This is a genomic window from Pseudonocardia nantongensis (assembly GCF_046546495.1).
Lineage (GTDB): Bacteria > Actinomycetota > Actinomycetes > Mycobacteriales > Pseudonocardiaceae > Pseudonocardia > Pseudonocardia nantongensis.
The window spans coordinates 204,390-220,010 of the sequence record NZ_JBKGXT010000009.1 but is presented as its reverse complement, the minus strand read 5'-3'; the positions used below and the strand labels follow the sequence as shown (position 1 = coordinate 220,010).

The 15,621-nt window shown below is 73.6% G+C and carries 12 protein-coding genes; 3 read left to right on the top strand and 9 right to left on the bottom strand.

All coding sequences use genetic code 11. The features are described 5' to 3' along the window. Positions 1-154: 154 nt before the first annotated feature. Genes rutA through ACLFMI_RS12415 form a run of 8 tightly spaced genes read right to left on the bottom strand, consistent with a single transcriptional unit; the run spans position 155 to position 9,623 of the window. On the bottom strand, positions 155-1,207 hold the full coding sequence (gene rutA, locus ACLFMI_RS12450) for a pyrimidine utilization protein A (protein WP_410947962.1): 1,053 nt from the start codon (positions 1,205-1,207) through the stop codon (positions 155-157). Then, the gene (locus ACLFMI_RS12445; RefSeq protein ID WP_410947961.1) at positions 1,162-2,286 is read right to left on the bottom strand and encodes an LLM class flavin-dependent oxidoreductase; all 1,125 of its coding nucleotides are present in this window, start codon (positions 2,284-2,286) and stop codon (positions 1,162-1,164) included. Before ACLFMI_RS12445 ends, rutA begins: the two co-directional genes overlap by 46 nt. Further along, a complete protein-coding gene (locus tag ACLFMI_RS12440) occupies positions 2,279-3,673 on the bottom strand; it encodes an MmgE/PrpD family protein (protein ID WP_410947960.1) in 1,395 nt (464 codons plus the stop codon). The genes ACLFMI_RS12445 and ACLFMI_RS12440 overlap by 8 nt, the downstream gene beginning before the upstream one ends. Before the next feature lie 31 nt (positions 3,674-3,704). Further along, the gene (locus ACLFMI_RS12435; protein WP_410947959.1) at positions 3,705-5,294 is read right to left on the bottom strand and encodes an amidase; all 1,590 of its coding nucleotides are present in this window, start codon (positions 5,292-5,294) and stop codon (positions 3,705-3,707) included. Further along, positions 5,291-6,466 (bottom strand): acyl-CoA dehydrogenase family protein, encoded by a 1,176-nt coding sequence (locus ACLFMI_RS12430; protein WP_410947958.1) that lies wholly within the window; start codon positions 6,464-6,466, stop codon positions 5,291-5,293. The genes ACLFMI_RS12435 and ACLFMI_RS12430 overlap by 4 nt, the downstream gene beginning before the upstream one ends. A gap of 1 nt (position 6,467) precedes the next feature. Beyond that, on the bottom strand, positions 6,468-7,673 hold the full coding sequence (locus ACLFMI_RS12425; protein WP_410947957.1) for a CaiB/BaiF CoA transferase family protein: 1,206 nt from the start codon (positions 7,671-7,673) through the stop codon (positions 6,468-6,470). Next, a complete protein-coding gene (locus ACLFMI_RS12420) occupies positions 7,670-8,194 on the bottom strand; it encodes a MaoC family dehydratase (RefSeq protein WP_410947956.1) in 525 nt (174 codons plus the stop codon). The genes ACLFMI_RS12425 and ACLFMI_RS12420 overlap by 4 nt, the downstream gene beginning before the upstream one ends. A gap of 28 nt (positions 8,195-8,222) precedes the next feature. Beyond that, positions 8,223-9,623: an MFS transporter gene (locus ACLFMI_RS12415; RefSeq protein WP_410947955.1), complete on the bottom strand. Its 1,401-nt coding sequence runs from the start codon at positions 9,621-9,623 to the stop codon at positions 8,223-8,225. Between the two features lie 234 nt (positions 9,624-9,857). On the opposite strand from ACLFMI_RS12415, the gene ACLFMI_RS12410 reads away from it, so the two are divergent. The 3 genes from ACLFMI_RS12410 (at position 9,858) to ACLFMI_RS12400 (ending at position 13,952) form a co-directional block, all read left to right on the top strand. After that, on the top strand, positions 9,858-10,649 hold the full coding sequence (locus tag ACLFMI_RS12410; protein ID WP_410947954.1) for a FadR/GntR family transcriptional regulator: 792 nt from the start codon (positions 9,858-9,860) through the stop codon (positions 10,647-10,649). 46 nt (positions 10,650-10,695) lie between these two features. Continuing rightward, positions 10,696-12,642, top strand: coding sequence for a helix-turn-helix domain-containing protein (locus tag ACLFMI_RS12405; protein WP_410947953.1), 1,947 nt, complete (start codon positions 10,696-10,698; stop codon positions 12,640-12,642). Between the two features lie 95 nt (positions 12,643-12,737). Further along, entirely contained in the window at positions 12,738-13,952 is a 1,215-nt protein-coding gene (locus ACLFMI_RS12400) for a kynureninase (protein ID WP_410947952.1), read from the top strand. A gap of 287 nt (positions 13,953-14,239) precedes the next feature. On the opposite strand, the gene ACLFMI_RS12395 is transcribed toward ACLFMI_RS12400, so the two are convergent. Then, a complete protein-coding gene (locus ACLFMI_RS12395; protein ID WP_410947951.1) occupies positions 14,240-15,604 on the bottom strand; it encodes an MFS transporter in 1,365 nt (454 codons plus the stop codon). Between the last annotated feature and the right edge of the window lie 17 nt (positions 15,605-15,621).

The following is a 15,621-nucleotide window of genomic DNA, read 5'->3' as shown; positions in this document are numbered from 1 at the left end:
ACGCAGTCACCGCCAGCCTTACCCTCGACCGCAGCGTCCGCTACCAGCGGACCACAACCACCAACAACCTGTCCTCGATGTGTTGAGACAGATCTGTCGCAGATGTGCTGAGACAGGACACGCGGTCAGAGCCGCGATAACCACTCACGGGGCGTCAGCCCAGCAGCGGCTTCACCTTCGTGCCGAAGTCGTGCACGCCCTGCTCGAAGTCGTCGAAGGTGAACATCATCCCCTTCACCCCGGGCATCTTCGCGACCTGGTCGATCTGCCGGGCGACGGTCTCGTGGCTGCCGACCAGGGTGGCCATGTTGAAGTTGACCGCGCCCTCCGGGAGGTTGATCGTCCGCGCGGTCCCGGAGCCGTCCGCTGCGGTGTCCTTGCCGCCCTCGTCGGACATGTAGCCCAGCGCCGCGGCGTCCGCACCGGCGTTGTAGGAGGCCCACTTGGCCTGGGCCTCCTCGTCGGTGTCGGCCATGATCGCCATGAACAGCGGCAGCGAGCCGACGTCGCGCCCGGTCGTCGCGGCCGCATTGGACAGGCGCTGGGTGGACTCGCGGTAGACCTCCGGGTCGTTGACGCCGGGGTGCAGCACGAAGTTGTAGTCGCCGTACTCGGCGACCATCCGCATGCCGCGGTCGGACTGGCCGGCGCACACGATGTCGACGTGCCCGGACGGCTGCGGGGAGAGCACGCAGTCGTTCATCGTGAAGTACTCGCCCTGCAGGTCGCAGCGGCCCTTCTCGAACAGGTCGCGCAGCACCCGCACGTACTCGGTGGAGTAGTCGTAGCGGTAGCCGAAGTAGTCGTCACCGGGCCAGAGGCCCATCTGGTCGTACTCGCCCTTGGCCCAGCCGGACACGATGTTGATCCCGAACCGGCCCGGTGCGATCGAGTCGATCGTGGTGGCCATCCGGGCGACCAGCGCCGGGGGCAGGGTGAGCACCGCGGTGGAGGCGTAGAGCTTGATCCGCTCGGTGACCGCGGCGAGCCCGGCCATCAGGGTGAACGACTCCAGGTTGTGGTCCCAGAACTCGGTCTTCCCGCCGAACCCGCGCAGCTTGATCATCGACAGGGCGAACGCGAAGCCCTGCCGTTCCGCCTCCTGCACGACCCGCTTGTTCAGGTCGTACGAGGGCATGTACTGCGGGCTGTTCTCCGAGATCAGCCAGCCGTTGTTGCCGATGGGGATGAAGACGCCGAAGTCCACGGGGGGTCCTTCCGGTCGGAGGGGCGACCGGCCGCATCGGGCCGGACGGCGGGGGAGGAACGCAGAACCGGGGCCACCTCGCGGGCGAGCAGCTCCAGCGAGGCGAGCGCGTCGTCGACCGGCATGCCGGCCCAGTCGGTGCGGAGGACGAAGTGGTCGACGCCGAGCTCGTCGCGCCACGGCAGCAGTGCCGCGAGGCAGTCCTCCGGTGAGCCCACCACGAACCGGTCCCGGGCGAGGTCGTCGTAACCTGCTCGGAACGAGTCCTTTCCGGGCAGGACACGGTCCTGGCCCCAGTCGGCGTACACCGCGTACTTCGACGCCAGGTGTGGTCGCGCCAGTTCCAGGGCGCGCTCCCGGGTGGGAGCACAGTAGACCTCGCGCATCAGCGGCAGCTCCCCGATCGGGCCGCGGCCGGCGTCGGCCCGCTCGGTGTGGAACAGCTCCAGCTGGCGGCGCACGGTGCCCGCGGTGGCGTGCGGGTTGATCATCCAGGTGTCGCCGAGCCGGGCGGCGCGGCGGACCGCGCCGTCGGAGTTCGCGGCCATCCACACCGGCGGCGTCGACGCGGGCAGCGTCGTCGCCCGGACGCCGTCCAGCCGGCACCAGTCGACGTCGGCGTGCACCGGCTCGCCGGACCACAGCTCGCGGACGATCCGCAGGTTCTCGGTGAACCGGCGGACCTTGTCCCCGGGCGGGATCCCGAAGGCGGCGTACTCGGTCTCGCGGTAGCCGAGCCCGACGCCGAACACCGACCGGCCGCCGGCGACGACGTCGAGGCCGGCGTAGCTCTCCGCGGTGTCGACCGGGTTGTGCAGCGCGAGCAGGTGGATGCCGGTGCCGATCCGCATGCCGTCGGCGTCCGCGGCGAGCCGGGCCAGCCACGGCAGCGGCTGGATGTGCGAGAACGAGTCGGGCAGGTGGTGCTGCCCGGCGAACACCGAGTCCAGCCCGCCGTCGCGGGCGGTCCGGACCAGCCGTAGCTGCTCGTCCAGGGCGACCAGCGGGTCACGGCCCGCGGGCTGCTGGTGGGTGAGGAACACCCCCACCTGCACGGGCCGGCCGGGTGTCTCAGCCACGGCAGGCCTCGGCGAAGTCGGCGGCCGGGGTGCCGTCGCCGAGCCCGAGCACCGCCGCCTGCACCCGGTCGGCGACCGCGTCCGGGGCGACCCGGCCGATCGTGTCGCGGTACTTGGTGACGATCTCGTCGTTGGACAGCGGGCGCTCCTCGTGGCCGCGGTTGACCTGCTCGCGGTGCCGCAGCACCCGGCCGTCCGCGAGCTCGATCTCGATCGCGCCGGAGTAGGCGGCCGGGAACGCGCTGTCCGGGTCCTCGGCGACTCGCACCTTCTGCGCCAGGTCCAGCACCGTGCGGTCGGCGAGCGCCTCGTCCTCCAGCTCGGCGAGGGTGAACCGGCCGCGGGTCAGCGTCGTCGCGACCACGTAGGGCAGGCTGAACTTGGCGTCGTACTCGTCGCGCGGGGCCCACTTCGCCTCGGCCGGCTCGCAGACGACCTTGCCCGGCACCGGGTGGATCGCGCACCGGATCTCGGCGATGTCGGTGGTGCCGATCTCGGTGCGCAGGGTGAGTGCGGCGTCGGCGAAGGCGTGGATGAAGTGGCAGATCGGGTACGGCTTGACCGCGGTGCGGGTCAGCTCCCAGGTCTCGCCCAGCTCGCTGCCGACCGCCTCGGGGCGGGTCTCCCGCCCCGCGAGGTGGGTGTTGTAGAGCCCGAACCGTCCCTCGTAGACCGCGGGCGGCCCGCTCCAGCCGGCCTTCGCGAACCCGGCGGCGGTCAGCCCGGACATCGCGGCCCAGCCGGGGTGCAGCCGCTTGGTCCAGGAGCCGTCGGCGAGGAACTCCAGCAGGCCGGCGCTCATCGACCCGACGACGCCCTGGGCCGTCGCCAGCCCGGCCGCGTCCAGCCCGGAGACCTTCCCGGCCGCGACCGCGGCGCCGAACGCGCCGGCGACCGCGGTGGGGTGGAAGCCGACGTCGTGGAACCCGCCGGCGCCGCCGATGCCGACCCGGGCCGAGACCTCGACGCCGAGCACGTAGGCCAGCAGCAGCGTCCGGGTGTCCGCGCCGGCCGAGATCGCCGCCGCCAGCGCCGCGGGCAGCGCCGCCGCCGAGACGTGGGTGACGGCCGGGATGTGGGTGTCGTCGAAGTCCATCCCGTGGATCAGCACGCCGTTGAGCACCGCGGCGTCCCGGGCCGGGAGGCGCTCGGCCATGCCGAGCACCGGCTGCTCGCCGGCGCCGCCGAACGCGGACAGCGCCTGCAGCGCGACTCCGGGGAACGGGTAGGCGGTGGAGGCGAACGCCAGGCCGACGGCGTCCAGTACCAGGTGCCGGGCGCGTTCCAGCACGTCGGCGGGCACGTCGTCGAGGGTGGCGCGGGCGGCGAACTCGCCGACCGTGCCGGCCAGGGTCGCGGTCTGCGGCGGGGCCGGGCTCAGGGTCATCGGTGACCTCCAGATCGGTGACGAGAATAGGTCAGACGTATTCCGGTGGGAAGGGCCCGCCGATCCGCTCCACGATCGGCGGCCGCCGCCGGTGGTGGTCGGTGCGGTCCTGGAACAGCGCCGCCACCCGCAGCGCGGTGGCCTCGTCGTGCGGGCGCGCGATGAGCAGCGCCGAGACCGGGCAGCCGTCCGGGGCGAGCCCGGTCGGCAGCGCCAGCCCGGGGGCACCGGTGAGGTTGCCGAGCATCGTGGCCCGCGACTGGGCGGCGTAGAGCGGGTAGCGCTCGCCGTCGACGGTGACCGTGCAGTCCGGCAGCCGCGGCGCCGTCGCCGGGGTTGTCGGGACGACGATCAGGTCGGCGCCGGCGAACACCGCGTCCAGCTCGCGCTGCAGCTCCGCGCGGAACTGCAGCGCCCGCAGGTAGTCCGCGGCCGGGGTGGTGATGCCCTGGCTGATCCGCCGCACGGTCACCGGGTCGTAGTCGGACCAGCGGGCCTGGTCGGCCCGGTGCACCGAGGCCGCCTCGGCGAACACGATCTGGTAGCCGATCGGCAGCGCCCGGTGCGCGGACGGGATGTCACCCCCGACGACCTCGGCACCGGCGTCGGTGAGCACGTCGACCAGATGGTCCACACCGGACCGGACCGCGCTGTCGCACAGCTCGGTGAGGTAGCCCTGCGGGCGGGCGATCCGCAGGCCGCGCAGGTCGTCCGGGACAGCTGTCGGGGCCAGCGGCGGGAGCTCCGGGACCCGGGGGTCACGCCCGTCCGGGCCCCGGAGCAGTCCGAACAGCAGCCCGACGGTGCGCGCGTCGCGGGCCAGCGGGCCGAGCGTCTCGGTGGTCCAGGACAGCGGCACCGACCCGGTCCGCGGGATCGCCCCGGCGGTCGGCTTCAACCCGGTCAGCCCGCACCAGGCGGCGGGCAGCCGGACCGACCCGCCGACGTCGGACCCCAGGCCGAACGGCACCACCCCGGCCGCGACCGCGGCCGCGGTGCCGGTGGACGAGCCACCCGCCCAGCGCTCGACGTCCCACGGGTTGCGGCAGGCCCCGGTCAGCGGCGGGTGCGGCCCGCCGACGGCGAACTCGGTCGTCGCGTCCTTGGACACCGGGATCGCGCCCGCCGCCTCCAGCCGCGCGACGACGGTCGCCGATTCGGCGGCCGGGGGCGCGTCCGCGCGGGTGCGGGAGGCGGCCGTCGTCGGGACGCCGGCGACGTCGATGACGTCCTTGACCGCGAACGGCACGCCCTCCAGCGGGCTCCCGGCGGGCGGCCGCTGCGCGAGCGCGCGCTCGCGCAGCACCCGGATCGTGCAGTTCAGCTCGCCGTGCAGGCGTTCGAGGCGGTCCAGCGCCTCCGGGACCCGGCCGGACCACGCCTGCCGCAGCGCGGGCGCCAGCGGGTCGGAGGCGCTCGGGGCGGCGCCCCCGGGAGGCGGGGTCAGCCAGGAGTCCCCGCCGGCGGGGTCCGCCGCGGTCATCGGTACCGGGACCGCGCGCAGCGCGGCGGCCTCCGGCTCGGCGCCGGCCACCGCCTCGCCCATCGCGGTGACCTGGTCGGGATCGAGGGTGTACCCGAGCCGGGCGGCGAGCGCGCCGAGCTCGTCGGCCGTCCTCACCGGACGGTCGCCTTCCCGGCCAGCAGCGCCTTCGCGACGACGCCGCGCAGCACGTCGTTGGTGCCCTCGCCGATCGACATCAGCGGGGCGTCGCGGTAGAGCCGCTCGATCTCGAACTCGGTGGAGTAGCCGTAGCCGCCGTGGATGCGCATCGAGTCGATCGCGCACTCCAGCGCCTGTTCCGAGGCGAAGATCTTGGCCATCCCGGACTCGGTGTCCATCCGCACGCCGTCGTCCATCCGCGACGCCGCCCAGTAGGTCATCAGCCGGGCGGCCTGCAGCCGCACCGCGATCTGGGCCAGCCGCTGCTCGACGGCCTGGAACTCGCCGATCGGGTGGCCGAACGCGGTGCGCTCGCGGGCGTAGTTCAGGGCCTCGTCGTAGGCGCGCTGGGCGATGCCGACGCTGCGGGCGGCGATGTTGATCCGGCCGGTCTCCAGCGACGACAGCGCCTGCTGCAGCCCGCGGCCCTCGACGCCGCCGAGCAGCTGCGAGGCCGGGACGCGGACGTCGGTGAGCACGACCTCGCAGGACTCGGTGCCCTTGTAGCCGAGCTTGCCGATGTCGGCGGTGACCTCGAAGCCGGGGGAGTCGGCCTCGATGAGCAGGATGCTCATGCCCTTGTGCGCGGGCTCGGCCGACGGGTCGGTCTTGACCAGCACCGGCAGCGGGTCCGCGTACCGGGCGTTGGTGATCCACATCTTGGTGCCGTTGACGATGTAGTGGTCGCCGTCGCCGTCCTGAACACGCCGCGCGGTGGTCCTGATGCCCTGCAGGTCGGTACCCGCACCGGGCTCGGTGAGCGCGATCCCGGTCCGCCGCTTCCCGGTCGCCAGGTCCGGCAGGTAGCGCTGCTTCTGCTCCTCGGTGCCGTGCCGGGACAGCATGAAGCAGGAGACCGAGTGGCTGCCGAGGATCCCGGCGATGCCCATCCAGCCGCGCGAGATCTCCTCGAACGCGAGTCCGAACGAGACCGTGTCCGCGCCCAGGCCGCCGTAGGACTCGGGCACGGCCAGGCCGAACAGCCCGAGTTGCTTCATCCCCTCGACGATCTCGGTCGGGTAGCGCCCGGAGTGCTCCCACTCCCGGGCCACCGGCACGATCTCGGAGTCGACGAAGTCGCGCAGCGTGTCCTTGAACAGGCGCTGCTCGTCGGTCAGCCGGAAGTCCATCTCAGTCCTTCCCCAGCGCGCCGGCCCGGCGGAGCGCGGTGATCCTGGTGTCGTCGTAGCCCAGCTCGCGCAACACCCGGTCGGTGTCGGCGCCCATCGCCGGGGCCGGGCGGGTGGCGGCCCGGTCCGCGCCGGGCGGCCCGACCCGGACCGCGCTGCGCAGGCTGCGGACCTGCCCGAACGCGTCGTGCTCGGTCTCGGCCAGCAGGCCCCGCTCGACCGTGTGCGGGTCGGTCAGGGCCCCGGCCACGTCCCGGATCGGGGCGCACGGGATCGACGCCGCGTACATCGGGGCGAGCCAGTCGGCGACCGTGCGGGTGCGGAAGAGCTCCTCCAGCATCCCGACCAGCTCGTCGCGGTGCTCGGCACGATCGGCGAACGTCGCGAACCGCGGGTCGCTCGCCCACTCCGGCCGTTCCAGCACCACGGTGAGCCGCTGCCAGAACTTCTCCTTCGCACACCCGACGACCAGCCAGCCGTCGGCGGCCTCGAAGGCCTGGAACGGCACCAGCGACGGGTGCGCCGAGTGCCGGGTCCGCGCCGGTTCGTACCCGGCGGTCATGTGCCAGGTTGCCGGGTAGGTGAGCAGGCTGACCGCGGTGTCGTAGAGCGAGAGGTCGCAGTCGGTGCCCACGCCGTCGCGGCGGGCGGCGTGGATCGCGCCCAGCAGCGAGATCGCCGCGACGTAGCCGCCGCAGTAGTCGACCAGCGACAGACCGGTCTTCTGCGGCGCCCCGCCGGGCTCCCCGGTCAGCGACATCCAGCCACCGAGCGCCTGCAGCACGTAGTCGTAACCCGGCTCATCCGAGCGCGGCCCGGTCATCCCGAACCCGGTCAGCGAGCAGCAGACGATCCGCGGGTTGACGTCGGCGAGATCCTCGTAGCGGATGCCCAGCTTGGCCGGCACGTCGCCGCGCAGGTTGGAGTAGACGGCGTCGGCGGTCCGGACCAGATCCCGGAACACCTCGCGGCCCTCCGCGGTGCGGATGTCGAGGGTGATCGAGGACTTGTCCCGGTTGAACGACTGGAAGAACAGCGAGTCGCCGGCCTCGGCATACGGCGGGACGGAGCGGCCGACGTCGCCGCCGACCGACGGGTCCTCGATCTTGATGATCTCCGCGCCGAGCTCGGCCAGGTGCATCGACCCGAACGGGCCGGCGCCGTACTGCTCCAGCGAGACGATCCGGATGTCCTCCAGCGGTCTCACGCGTCCTCCAGCGAGAGCGGGGTCGCCGCCTGCGGGAACAGCGACGCGGCCCCGGCGGCGTCGCGTTTGTGCACGTAGAAGGCGCGCTTGAAGGTCAACACCTCGACGGCGTCCTGGTTCAGGGTGCGGGTCCGGATCGAGACGATGCCCGCGGTCGGGCGCGAGCCGGACTCGCGCTTGTCCAGCACGATCGACTCGGACCAGATGGTGTCGCCGACGAACACCGGGGCGCTGAGCCGCAGCTCGTCGACGCCGAGATTGGCGAAGGCGTTCTGCGAGGTGTCGACGACCGACTGGCCCATCGCGATCGCGATCGTCAGCGGCGAGACGACGAGCATCCGGCCGAACTCCGAGGACTCGCCGACCTGGGCGTTGAAGTGCGCCTGGTTGGTGTTCATCGTCAGCAGCGTGAACCAGGTGTTGTCGGTCTCCGAGACCGTGCGCCCGAGCGGATGTTGATAGACGTCGCCGACCTCGAAGTCCTCGTAGAACCGGCCCTGCCATCCCTGCTTGATCGTCACGTGTGCGTCTCCTCCGTCCGTGCGGTGGTCATGCGCGTTCGATGTCCTCCAGCCGCCGGTTGGTCGTGCGCTCGCCGAACAGAGCCATCACCAGGCCGAGCAGCAGGGCCGCCACCGCCAGGTAGATGTAGACCGCGGCCATTCCCAGTCCGGAGTAGAGCGCGGCGACGAGCAGCCCGCCGACGACCCCGGCGAGCCGGCCCGATCCGTTCGCGATACCGGAGCCGAGCCCGCGCAGGTGCAACGGGAACACCTCGGCGATGTAGGTGTAGAGCGTCGCCACGCCGGTCTGCATGAACATCGCCGCGCCGAACCCGCAGACGAGGATCGTCACCGGATGGTCGATCAGGCCGAACAGCAGCAGCAGGACCGCGACCAGCACCTGCAGCACCAGGATCACCGAGCGGCGCTCGAAGCGGTCGATCACCGGCATTGCGAGCAGCGCGCCGGGCACCGCGGCGATCGCCAGCACCGAGGTGAACGTCAGGCTCTCCGCGGTGGTGTAGCCGCGCTCGACCAGCAGGGTCGGCACCCAGGAGCTGAAGCCGTAGAAGGACAGGATCAGGAACACGCAGGCGCCCGATGCGACGACGGTGCGCCGCAGCATCGCGCCACGCAGCAGCTCCGACACGCTGCCCCGGCTGACCGGCGACTCGCTGACCGGTTCCGGCAGCTCGGCCCCGGTCCGCTCGCGGGCCTCGTGTTCCAGCCGGGAGATCAGTGCCTCCTCACGGTCGTCGAGCGGGCGGCCGTGCGCCGTACGCCACCGGACCGACTCGGGCAGCGTGCGCAGCGCGACCACGCCGCCGATCGCGCCGAGCGCGCCCACCACGAAGACCCACCGCCAGGCACCGGGCCCGAGTGGGACGACCAGGCGAGCCACCCAGGCCGCGATCGGCACCCCGGCCAGCCCGATCGCGAGCAGCAGCGACTGGTAGCGCCCGCGTAGTGCTCGCGGGAACATCTCGCTCACCCAGACCAGCAGCACGCCGGTCATGGCCTGCAGGCCGACACCGGTCAGCACCCGGAGCACGCCGAGCGACCACGGGCCCGGGGCGAACGCGCTGAGCAGCGAGAACAGCGAGTAGAAGAAGACCGCGCCGATCAGCACCGGCCGCCGGCCGAACCGGTCCGACAGCCGTCCGCCGACGATCGCGCCGACGAACATCCCGACGAACCCGGCCGAGGTGATCGCGCCGACGCCGCCGATCGACAGCCCCCACTCGGAGCGCAGCGCCGGGGCGGCGTAGGCGAAGGAGTTGAGGTCGACCAGGTCGAAGACGAACAGGAACCCGAGCAGGCCGATCCAACGACGGTGGCTCCGGGTGACGACCGGGATCCGGTCGAGCCGGGCCGCGGGGTCCGGTGACCCGTGTGCCGTGCGGGCGGTGCCGGCCGGGTCGTGGGTGTCGGGTGGACCGGTGGTCATCGGGCGAGCTCCCCTCGGCGCGCGTCGTCGCGCGCTCGTCGCGCTCCGCGCCTGCGGAGGCACCCCGGCGGGCACTCCGGGACCGTAAACATCAGACACTTAGCAGTGCAAGGGTTCTCCGGTCGCCGGTCCCGGCCTGGGCGGACTGCACCGCGGCTGGATGACGGTTATGGTCAGATGTTTTCACCTGAGGGTGATCCGACCCCGACCCGAGCCCACCGCGGAGCGTGACCCATGAGCCCGACCCCGGACCGTCCGGGCCCCGCGGCCGCGCCCACCGACGGCGCGGGGTCCCGGCCGCCGACCGCCCGGCTGCAGGTGCAGCGGGTCCGCCCGGCCTACCGACAGGTGGCCGACGAGCTGCGCTCGCAGATCATGCGCGGGGCGCTCGCCGCCGGTGCCCGGCTGCCCGCGGAGAGCGAGCTGACCGGCATGTTCGGGGTCAGCCGGTCGACGGTGCGCGAGGCGCTGCGGGTGCTCGCCAGCCAGCACCTGATCGAGACCCGGCGCGGCGTGCAGGGTGGCTCGTTCGTGGCCGCGCCGGACCCGGCCCGCCTGGTCGAGGACGTCGGCGGGGCGCTCGGCGTGCTCGTCGCGACGCCCCGGCTGGGGATGGCCGACCTGCTCGAGGCGCGGCTGCTGCTCGAGCCCGCCGCCGCCCGGCTCGCCGCGCAGCGCGCCGCCCCGGAGACGGTCGAGGCGTTGCGCGAGGCGGCCTCGGCGCCGCGGGACCCGCGCGATCCCAGCGGCTTCGTGGGGCACATGGACTTCCACACCACGGTGCTGATGGCCACCGGGAACCTGATGCTCACGATGATGGGCCAGCCCGTCGGTGACGTGCTCCGCACCCGGCTGGACCGGGCGGCGGTGCCGGCCGAGCGCTGGGCCGAGGTCGACGCCTGCCACGCCGCGATCGCCGAGCACATCGCCGCCGGCGAGGCCGCCGAGGCCGAGGACGCCATGCGCGGGCACCTGCTGGACCTGCGCGAGCTCTACGACCGGCCCGGTGCCTGGAAGGTCGACTGACGCCTGCGCCGTCCGGCCCGGCTGCCGCGCGGGGCAGGATGGTGGCGTGCGCACCGTGCTCGATCTGCTCCGGCTGCTGGCCGACCGGGCCGACGGCCACGGGTCCGCGGCGGAGCTGGAACGCGCCGCCGCCGAGCTCGCCGACTCCGACCCGGAGGCGGGAGCGCTGGCACTGCGGATCCGGACCGCGATGGATGCCGGGCGCCGCCGGGAGTCCGAGCTGGCGGCGCTGGTCGAGATCGCCCGCGACCTGGCGTCCGAATCGGACACCGGGTCGGTGCTGGACACGATCGTCCGCCGGGCCAGGGCGCTGCTGGGCACCGACATCGCCTACCTGACCCTCTACGACGCCGAGCGCGGCGACACCTACATGCGGGTCACCGCGGGCTCGGTGTCGTACCGGTTCCAGACCCTGCGGCTGCCGCTCGGCGCGGGCCTGGGCGGGCTGGTCGCGGCCAGCCGGGCCCCGCACTGGACCGGGCGCTACGCCGGCGACGGCCGCTACCGGCACACCGACGAGATCGACACCGCGGTCGGTGAGGAGGGCATCGTCGCGATCTGCGGCACCCCGCTGCTCGTCGACGACGAGTTCGTCGGGGTGCTGTTCGCGGCCAACCGCTCGGCCCGGCCCTTCACCCCGGACGACGTGGCGCTGCTCGGCTCGCTCGCCGCGCTGGCCGCGGTGTCGCTGGTGCAGACCCGGCGGCTGACCGACACCGCGGAGACCCTGCAGGCGCTGCGCGGCGCGCACGCCGCCATCGGCGAGGCGGCCGACGCGCATGACCGGTTCGCCGGCGTCGTGCTGGCGGGCGGCGACGTCGGCGACATCGCCGAGGCGCTGGGGCGGCTGCTCGGGGGCTGGGTCACGGTGCTCGACGCCGACGGCACCCCGGTCGCCCGGTACGGGCCCGTCCCGGAGCGCCTGGACGCCGCGGCCGCCCTGCGGCGGGCCGGGGAGGCGGCCGGGGCCGGCCGCCCGGTCGCGGTGCCCTGCGCGGGCGGTGCCCGGGTGGTCGCGGTGATCGCGGGCGGGCAGCGGCTCGGCACCCTGCTGCTCGGTGGGCTCGGGGAGCACGGCGACGGCCCGGCGAACGGCGGGTCCGGCGCCCCGGCCGAGCCGGCCGAGCTGTCCGCCGAGCTGTCCGCCGAGCCGGCCGAGCTGTCCGCCGGGCAGGTCCGGACCGTCGAGCGGGCCGCGATGGTGACCGCACTGGTGCTGCTGTTCACCCAGCGGGCCGCCGAGTCCGACCGGCGCGACCGCGCGGACGCGCTCGCCGAACTGCTCGCCGCCACCGGCCCGCCGCGCCCGGCCACGCTCGGCCGGATCGGTGCGCTCGGGGTGTCCGCCCGCCGCCGGCACGTCCTGCTGGTCTGCCGGTGCGCCCCGGGTCGCGTCCGTGCGGTGTCCCGGGAGGCTGCGACCCTGGGCGGCCGGCCCGGGCTGGTGGCCGAGCGCGACGGCGCCGTCGTCGTGCTGCTGCCCGGGGACGACCCGGCCGCGGCCGGGGCCCGGCTGGCCCGCCCGGCGAGCGGCCCGGATCCCGACGACGGGGTCACCGTCGGGGCGGCAGGCCCGTTCCGGCCGGCGGACGGCGCCGACCGGGCACTGGCCGAGGCACGCCGGTCGGTGGAGGCGCTGCTCGCGCTGGACCGGGCGGGGGAGGCGGCCGCCGCCGCGGACCTCGGCTTCGCCGGGCTGCTGCTCGGCGAGCGCCCGGACGTCGCCGGCTACGTGACGTCGATTCTCGGCCCGGTCGCCGAGCACGACGAGCGGCGCGGCAGCGACCTGCTGCGCACCCTGGAGGCCTACTACGCGGCCGGGGCCAGCCCGACCCGGGCCGCGGCCGCGCTGCACGTGCACGTCAACACCGTCGCCCAGCGGCTGGACCGGGTCGGGAGCCTGCTCGGGCCGTCCTGGCAGGAACCGGACCGGTCGCTGGAGGTGCAGCTGGCGCTGCGGCTGCACCGGCTCGGCGCGTCGGGCCGGACCTGACCGGACCTGACCTGACCTGACCTGACCTGACCTTCCCTGCGCACCGGGCCGGTCACTACCGTGCGACCGGACACGGACGGACAGGACGGTGCCGGATGGACGACCTCGTCGCGGAGGCGGAACGGCGCGACGCCGCGGATCCGCTCGCCGCGTACCGGGACCGGTTCCTGCCCGCCGACGGTGTCCTCGCCTACCTGGACGGCAACTCGCTCGGCCGCCCGTTGCGCGCCACCGCCGAGCGGGTCACCCGGTTCGTCCGAGACGAGTGGGCGACGCGGCTGATCCGCGGCTGGGACGAGGGCTGGATCGACCTCCCGCAACGGCTCGGCGACCGGATCGGCCGGATCGCGCTCGGCGCCGCGCCGGGCCAGGTCGTCGTCGCCGACTCGACGACCGTGCTGCTCTACAAGCTCGCCCGGGCCGCGGTGGACCACGGCCTCGCCCACGGGCGGAACGAGATCGTCCTCGACACCGACAACTTCCCGACCGACCGCTACGTGCTGGAGGGCATCGCCGCCGAGCGCGGCGCCGAGCTGCGCTGGATCACTTCCGACCCGGCGTGCGGGGTGACACCGGACCAGGTCGCCGTCGTGGCCGGGCCGCGCACGACGCTGGTCGTGCTCTCGCACGTGGCCTACCGCTCCGGGTTCCGCGCCGACGCGCCCGCGATCACCCGGATCGCGCACGACGCCGGCGCGCTGGTCTTGTGGGACCTCTCGCACTCGGCGGGCTCGGTACCGCTGGAACTCGACGCCTGGGGTGCCGACCTCGCCGTGGGGTGCAGCTACAAGTACCTGAACGGCGGCCCCGGGGCGCCCGCGTTCGGCTATCTCGCCGCCCGTCACCAGGGCGTGCTGACGCAGCCGGTGCAGGGCTGGTTCGGGCACCGTGCGCCGTTCGAGATGGGGCCCGGCCACGAGCCGGCACCGGACGTGCGGGCGCTGCTGTCCGGGACCCCGCCGGTGTTCGCCACGGTCCCGCTCGAGGCCGGGCTGGACCTGCTGGCCGAGGCCGGGATCGACGCCGTCCGCGCGAAGTCGGTGGCGCTCACCGATTTCGCGCTGCGGATCGCGGACGCCCTGCTCGTCCCGCATGGCGTCCGGGTGGCGAGCCCGCGCGACCCGGAGCGCCGCGGCGGGCACGTGACGCTGTGCCGGGCGGACTTCGAGGACGTCAACGACCGGCTGTGGAAGCGCGGGGTGATCGGGGACTTCCGGGCCCCGGACGGCATCCGGATCGGGCTCGCCCCGCTCTCGACGTCCTACGCCGAGCTGCTGGCCGGGATGACGGCGCTGGCCGACGAGCTGTGAGCGGCTGCGCGGGACGGGAGGCGGCTCGGTGACCGGGCACCTGTCCTACGGCCGCTACCAACACCTGGACCGGGTGCTCGACGCCCAGCACCCGCGCAGCCTGTACGACGAGTTCCTGCGGCTGCTGGCGCGGCGCGGCTTCGCCGTCCCGGCCGATCTCCGCCGGGAGCCGCAGGTCGAGGTTGCCGAAGGTCAGATCGCACTCGATCACGACCTCACCGGTGACGGACCGGGCGGTGCGCATGTCGGCCGGCCAGATGTGCACGGCCGGCGGCAACGGCGGCGCGTCACCGTTCTGGCGCGGCGGCGTCGTCCATCTCGTTCTGGTAGGTCTCGGTCAGCAGGTAGACGCAGACGATCGCGATCAGCGCGAGCACGGCCATGTAGGCGGAGATCGACGCGGGGGTGCCGGTCCCGGCCAGCAGCGCCGTGGCGATCACCGGTGAGAAGCCGCCGCCGAGCGCGGCGCCGATCTGGTAGCCGAGCGACGCGCCGCTGTAGCGCACCTTGGCGCTGAACAGCTCCGCGAAGAAGGCCGCCTGCGGCCCGTACATCATCGACAGCGTGATGAGGCCGCCGAGCAGGGCGACCGTGACGCCCCAGCCGGTGGCCGTGTCGGCGAACCAGAAGAACGGGAACGCCCACAGCGCGGTGCCCGCCGCACCCGCAATGTAGATCTTGCGCCGCCCGTAGCGGTCCGATATCGCCGCGAAGATCGGCAGGGAGACGACCTGCACGATCGAGGCGATGAGGATCGCGACGAGCACGGTCGTCTGGGCGAGCCCCAGCTCCTCGGTCCCGTAGTCGAGGATGTAGACGACGTAGAGGTAGAACGTCGCGTTGACCACGATGAACGAGCCGGCGGCCAGGAAGATCTGCTTCGGGTACTGGCGAAGCGCGTCGATCACCGGGGAGCCGCCGCTCTGCGGCGTCTCCGTGACGCCTTCCGCCGCGTCCTTCGCGGCCTTGGCCTCCTGCAGGTGCTTGAACGCGGGGGTGTCCTCGAGGCGCAGGTGCGCGTAGAGCGCCACGCCGATCAGCAGGACGCTCGCCAGGAACGGGATGCGCCAGCCGAAGCTCGCGAAGAACTCGGGGGACATCGCGAACGACAGGTACAGGAACAGCACCTGGCCGAGGATCACGCCGAGCGGCACGCCGATCTGGGCGAAGCTGCCGTAGAAGCCGCGCTTGTGCTTCGGCGCGAACTCGGTGGCCATGAGCACCGCGCCACCCCACTGGCCGCCCACCGCGAGGCCCTGAACGAACCGCAGGACGGTGAGGATGATCGGCGCGGCGATCCCGAGCGTCGCGTAGGTCGGCAGCACGCCGATCAGCGCGGTGCCGATCGCCATCGTGAACAGCGCCGTGATGAACGCCTTCTTGCGGCCGAACTTGTCACCGAAGTGGCCCCACACCACGCCGCCGAGCGGGCGGGCGAGGAACGCGACCCCGAACACGCTGAACGACAGCAGTGCGCCCGCCGTCGGACTCGCGTCCGGGAAGAACAGGTCGGGGAAGACGAGCGCAGCCGCCGTCCCGAAGATGAAGAAGTCGTACCACTCGATGGTCGAGCCGATCATGCTCACGGACGCGATCTTGCGGATCTCCCGCTCATCGACCGCGCCGCTCCGGCCGGGATCCCTCATGGTCATCGGTTCACTCCCTGTGC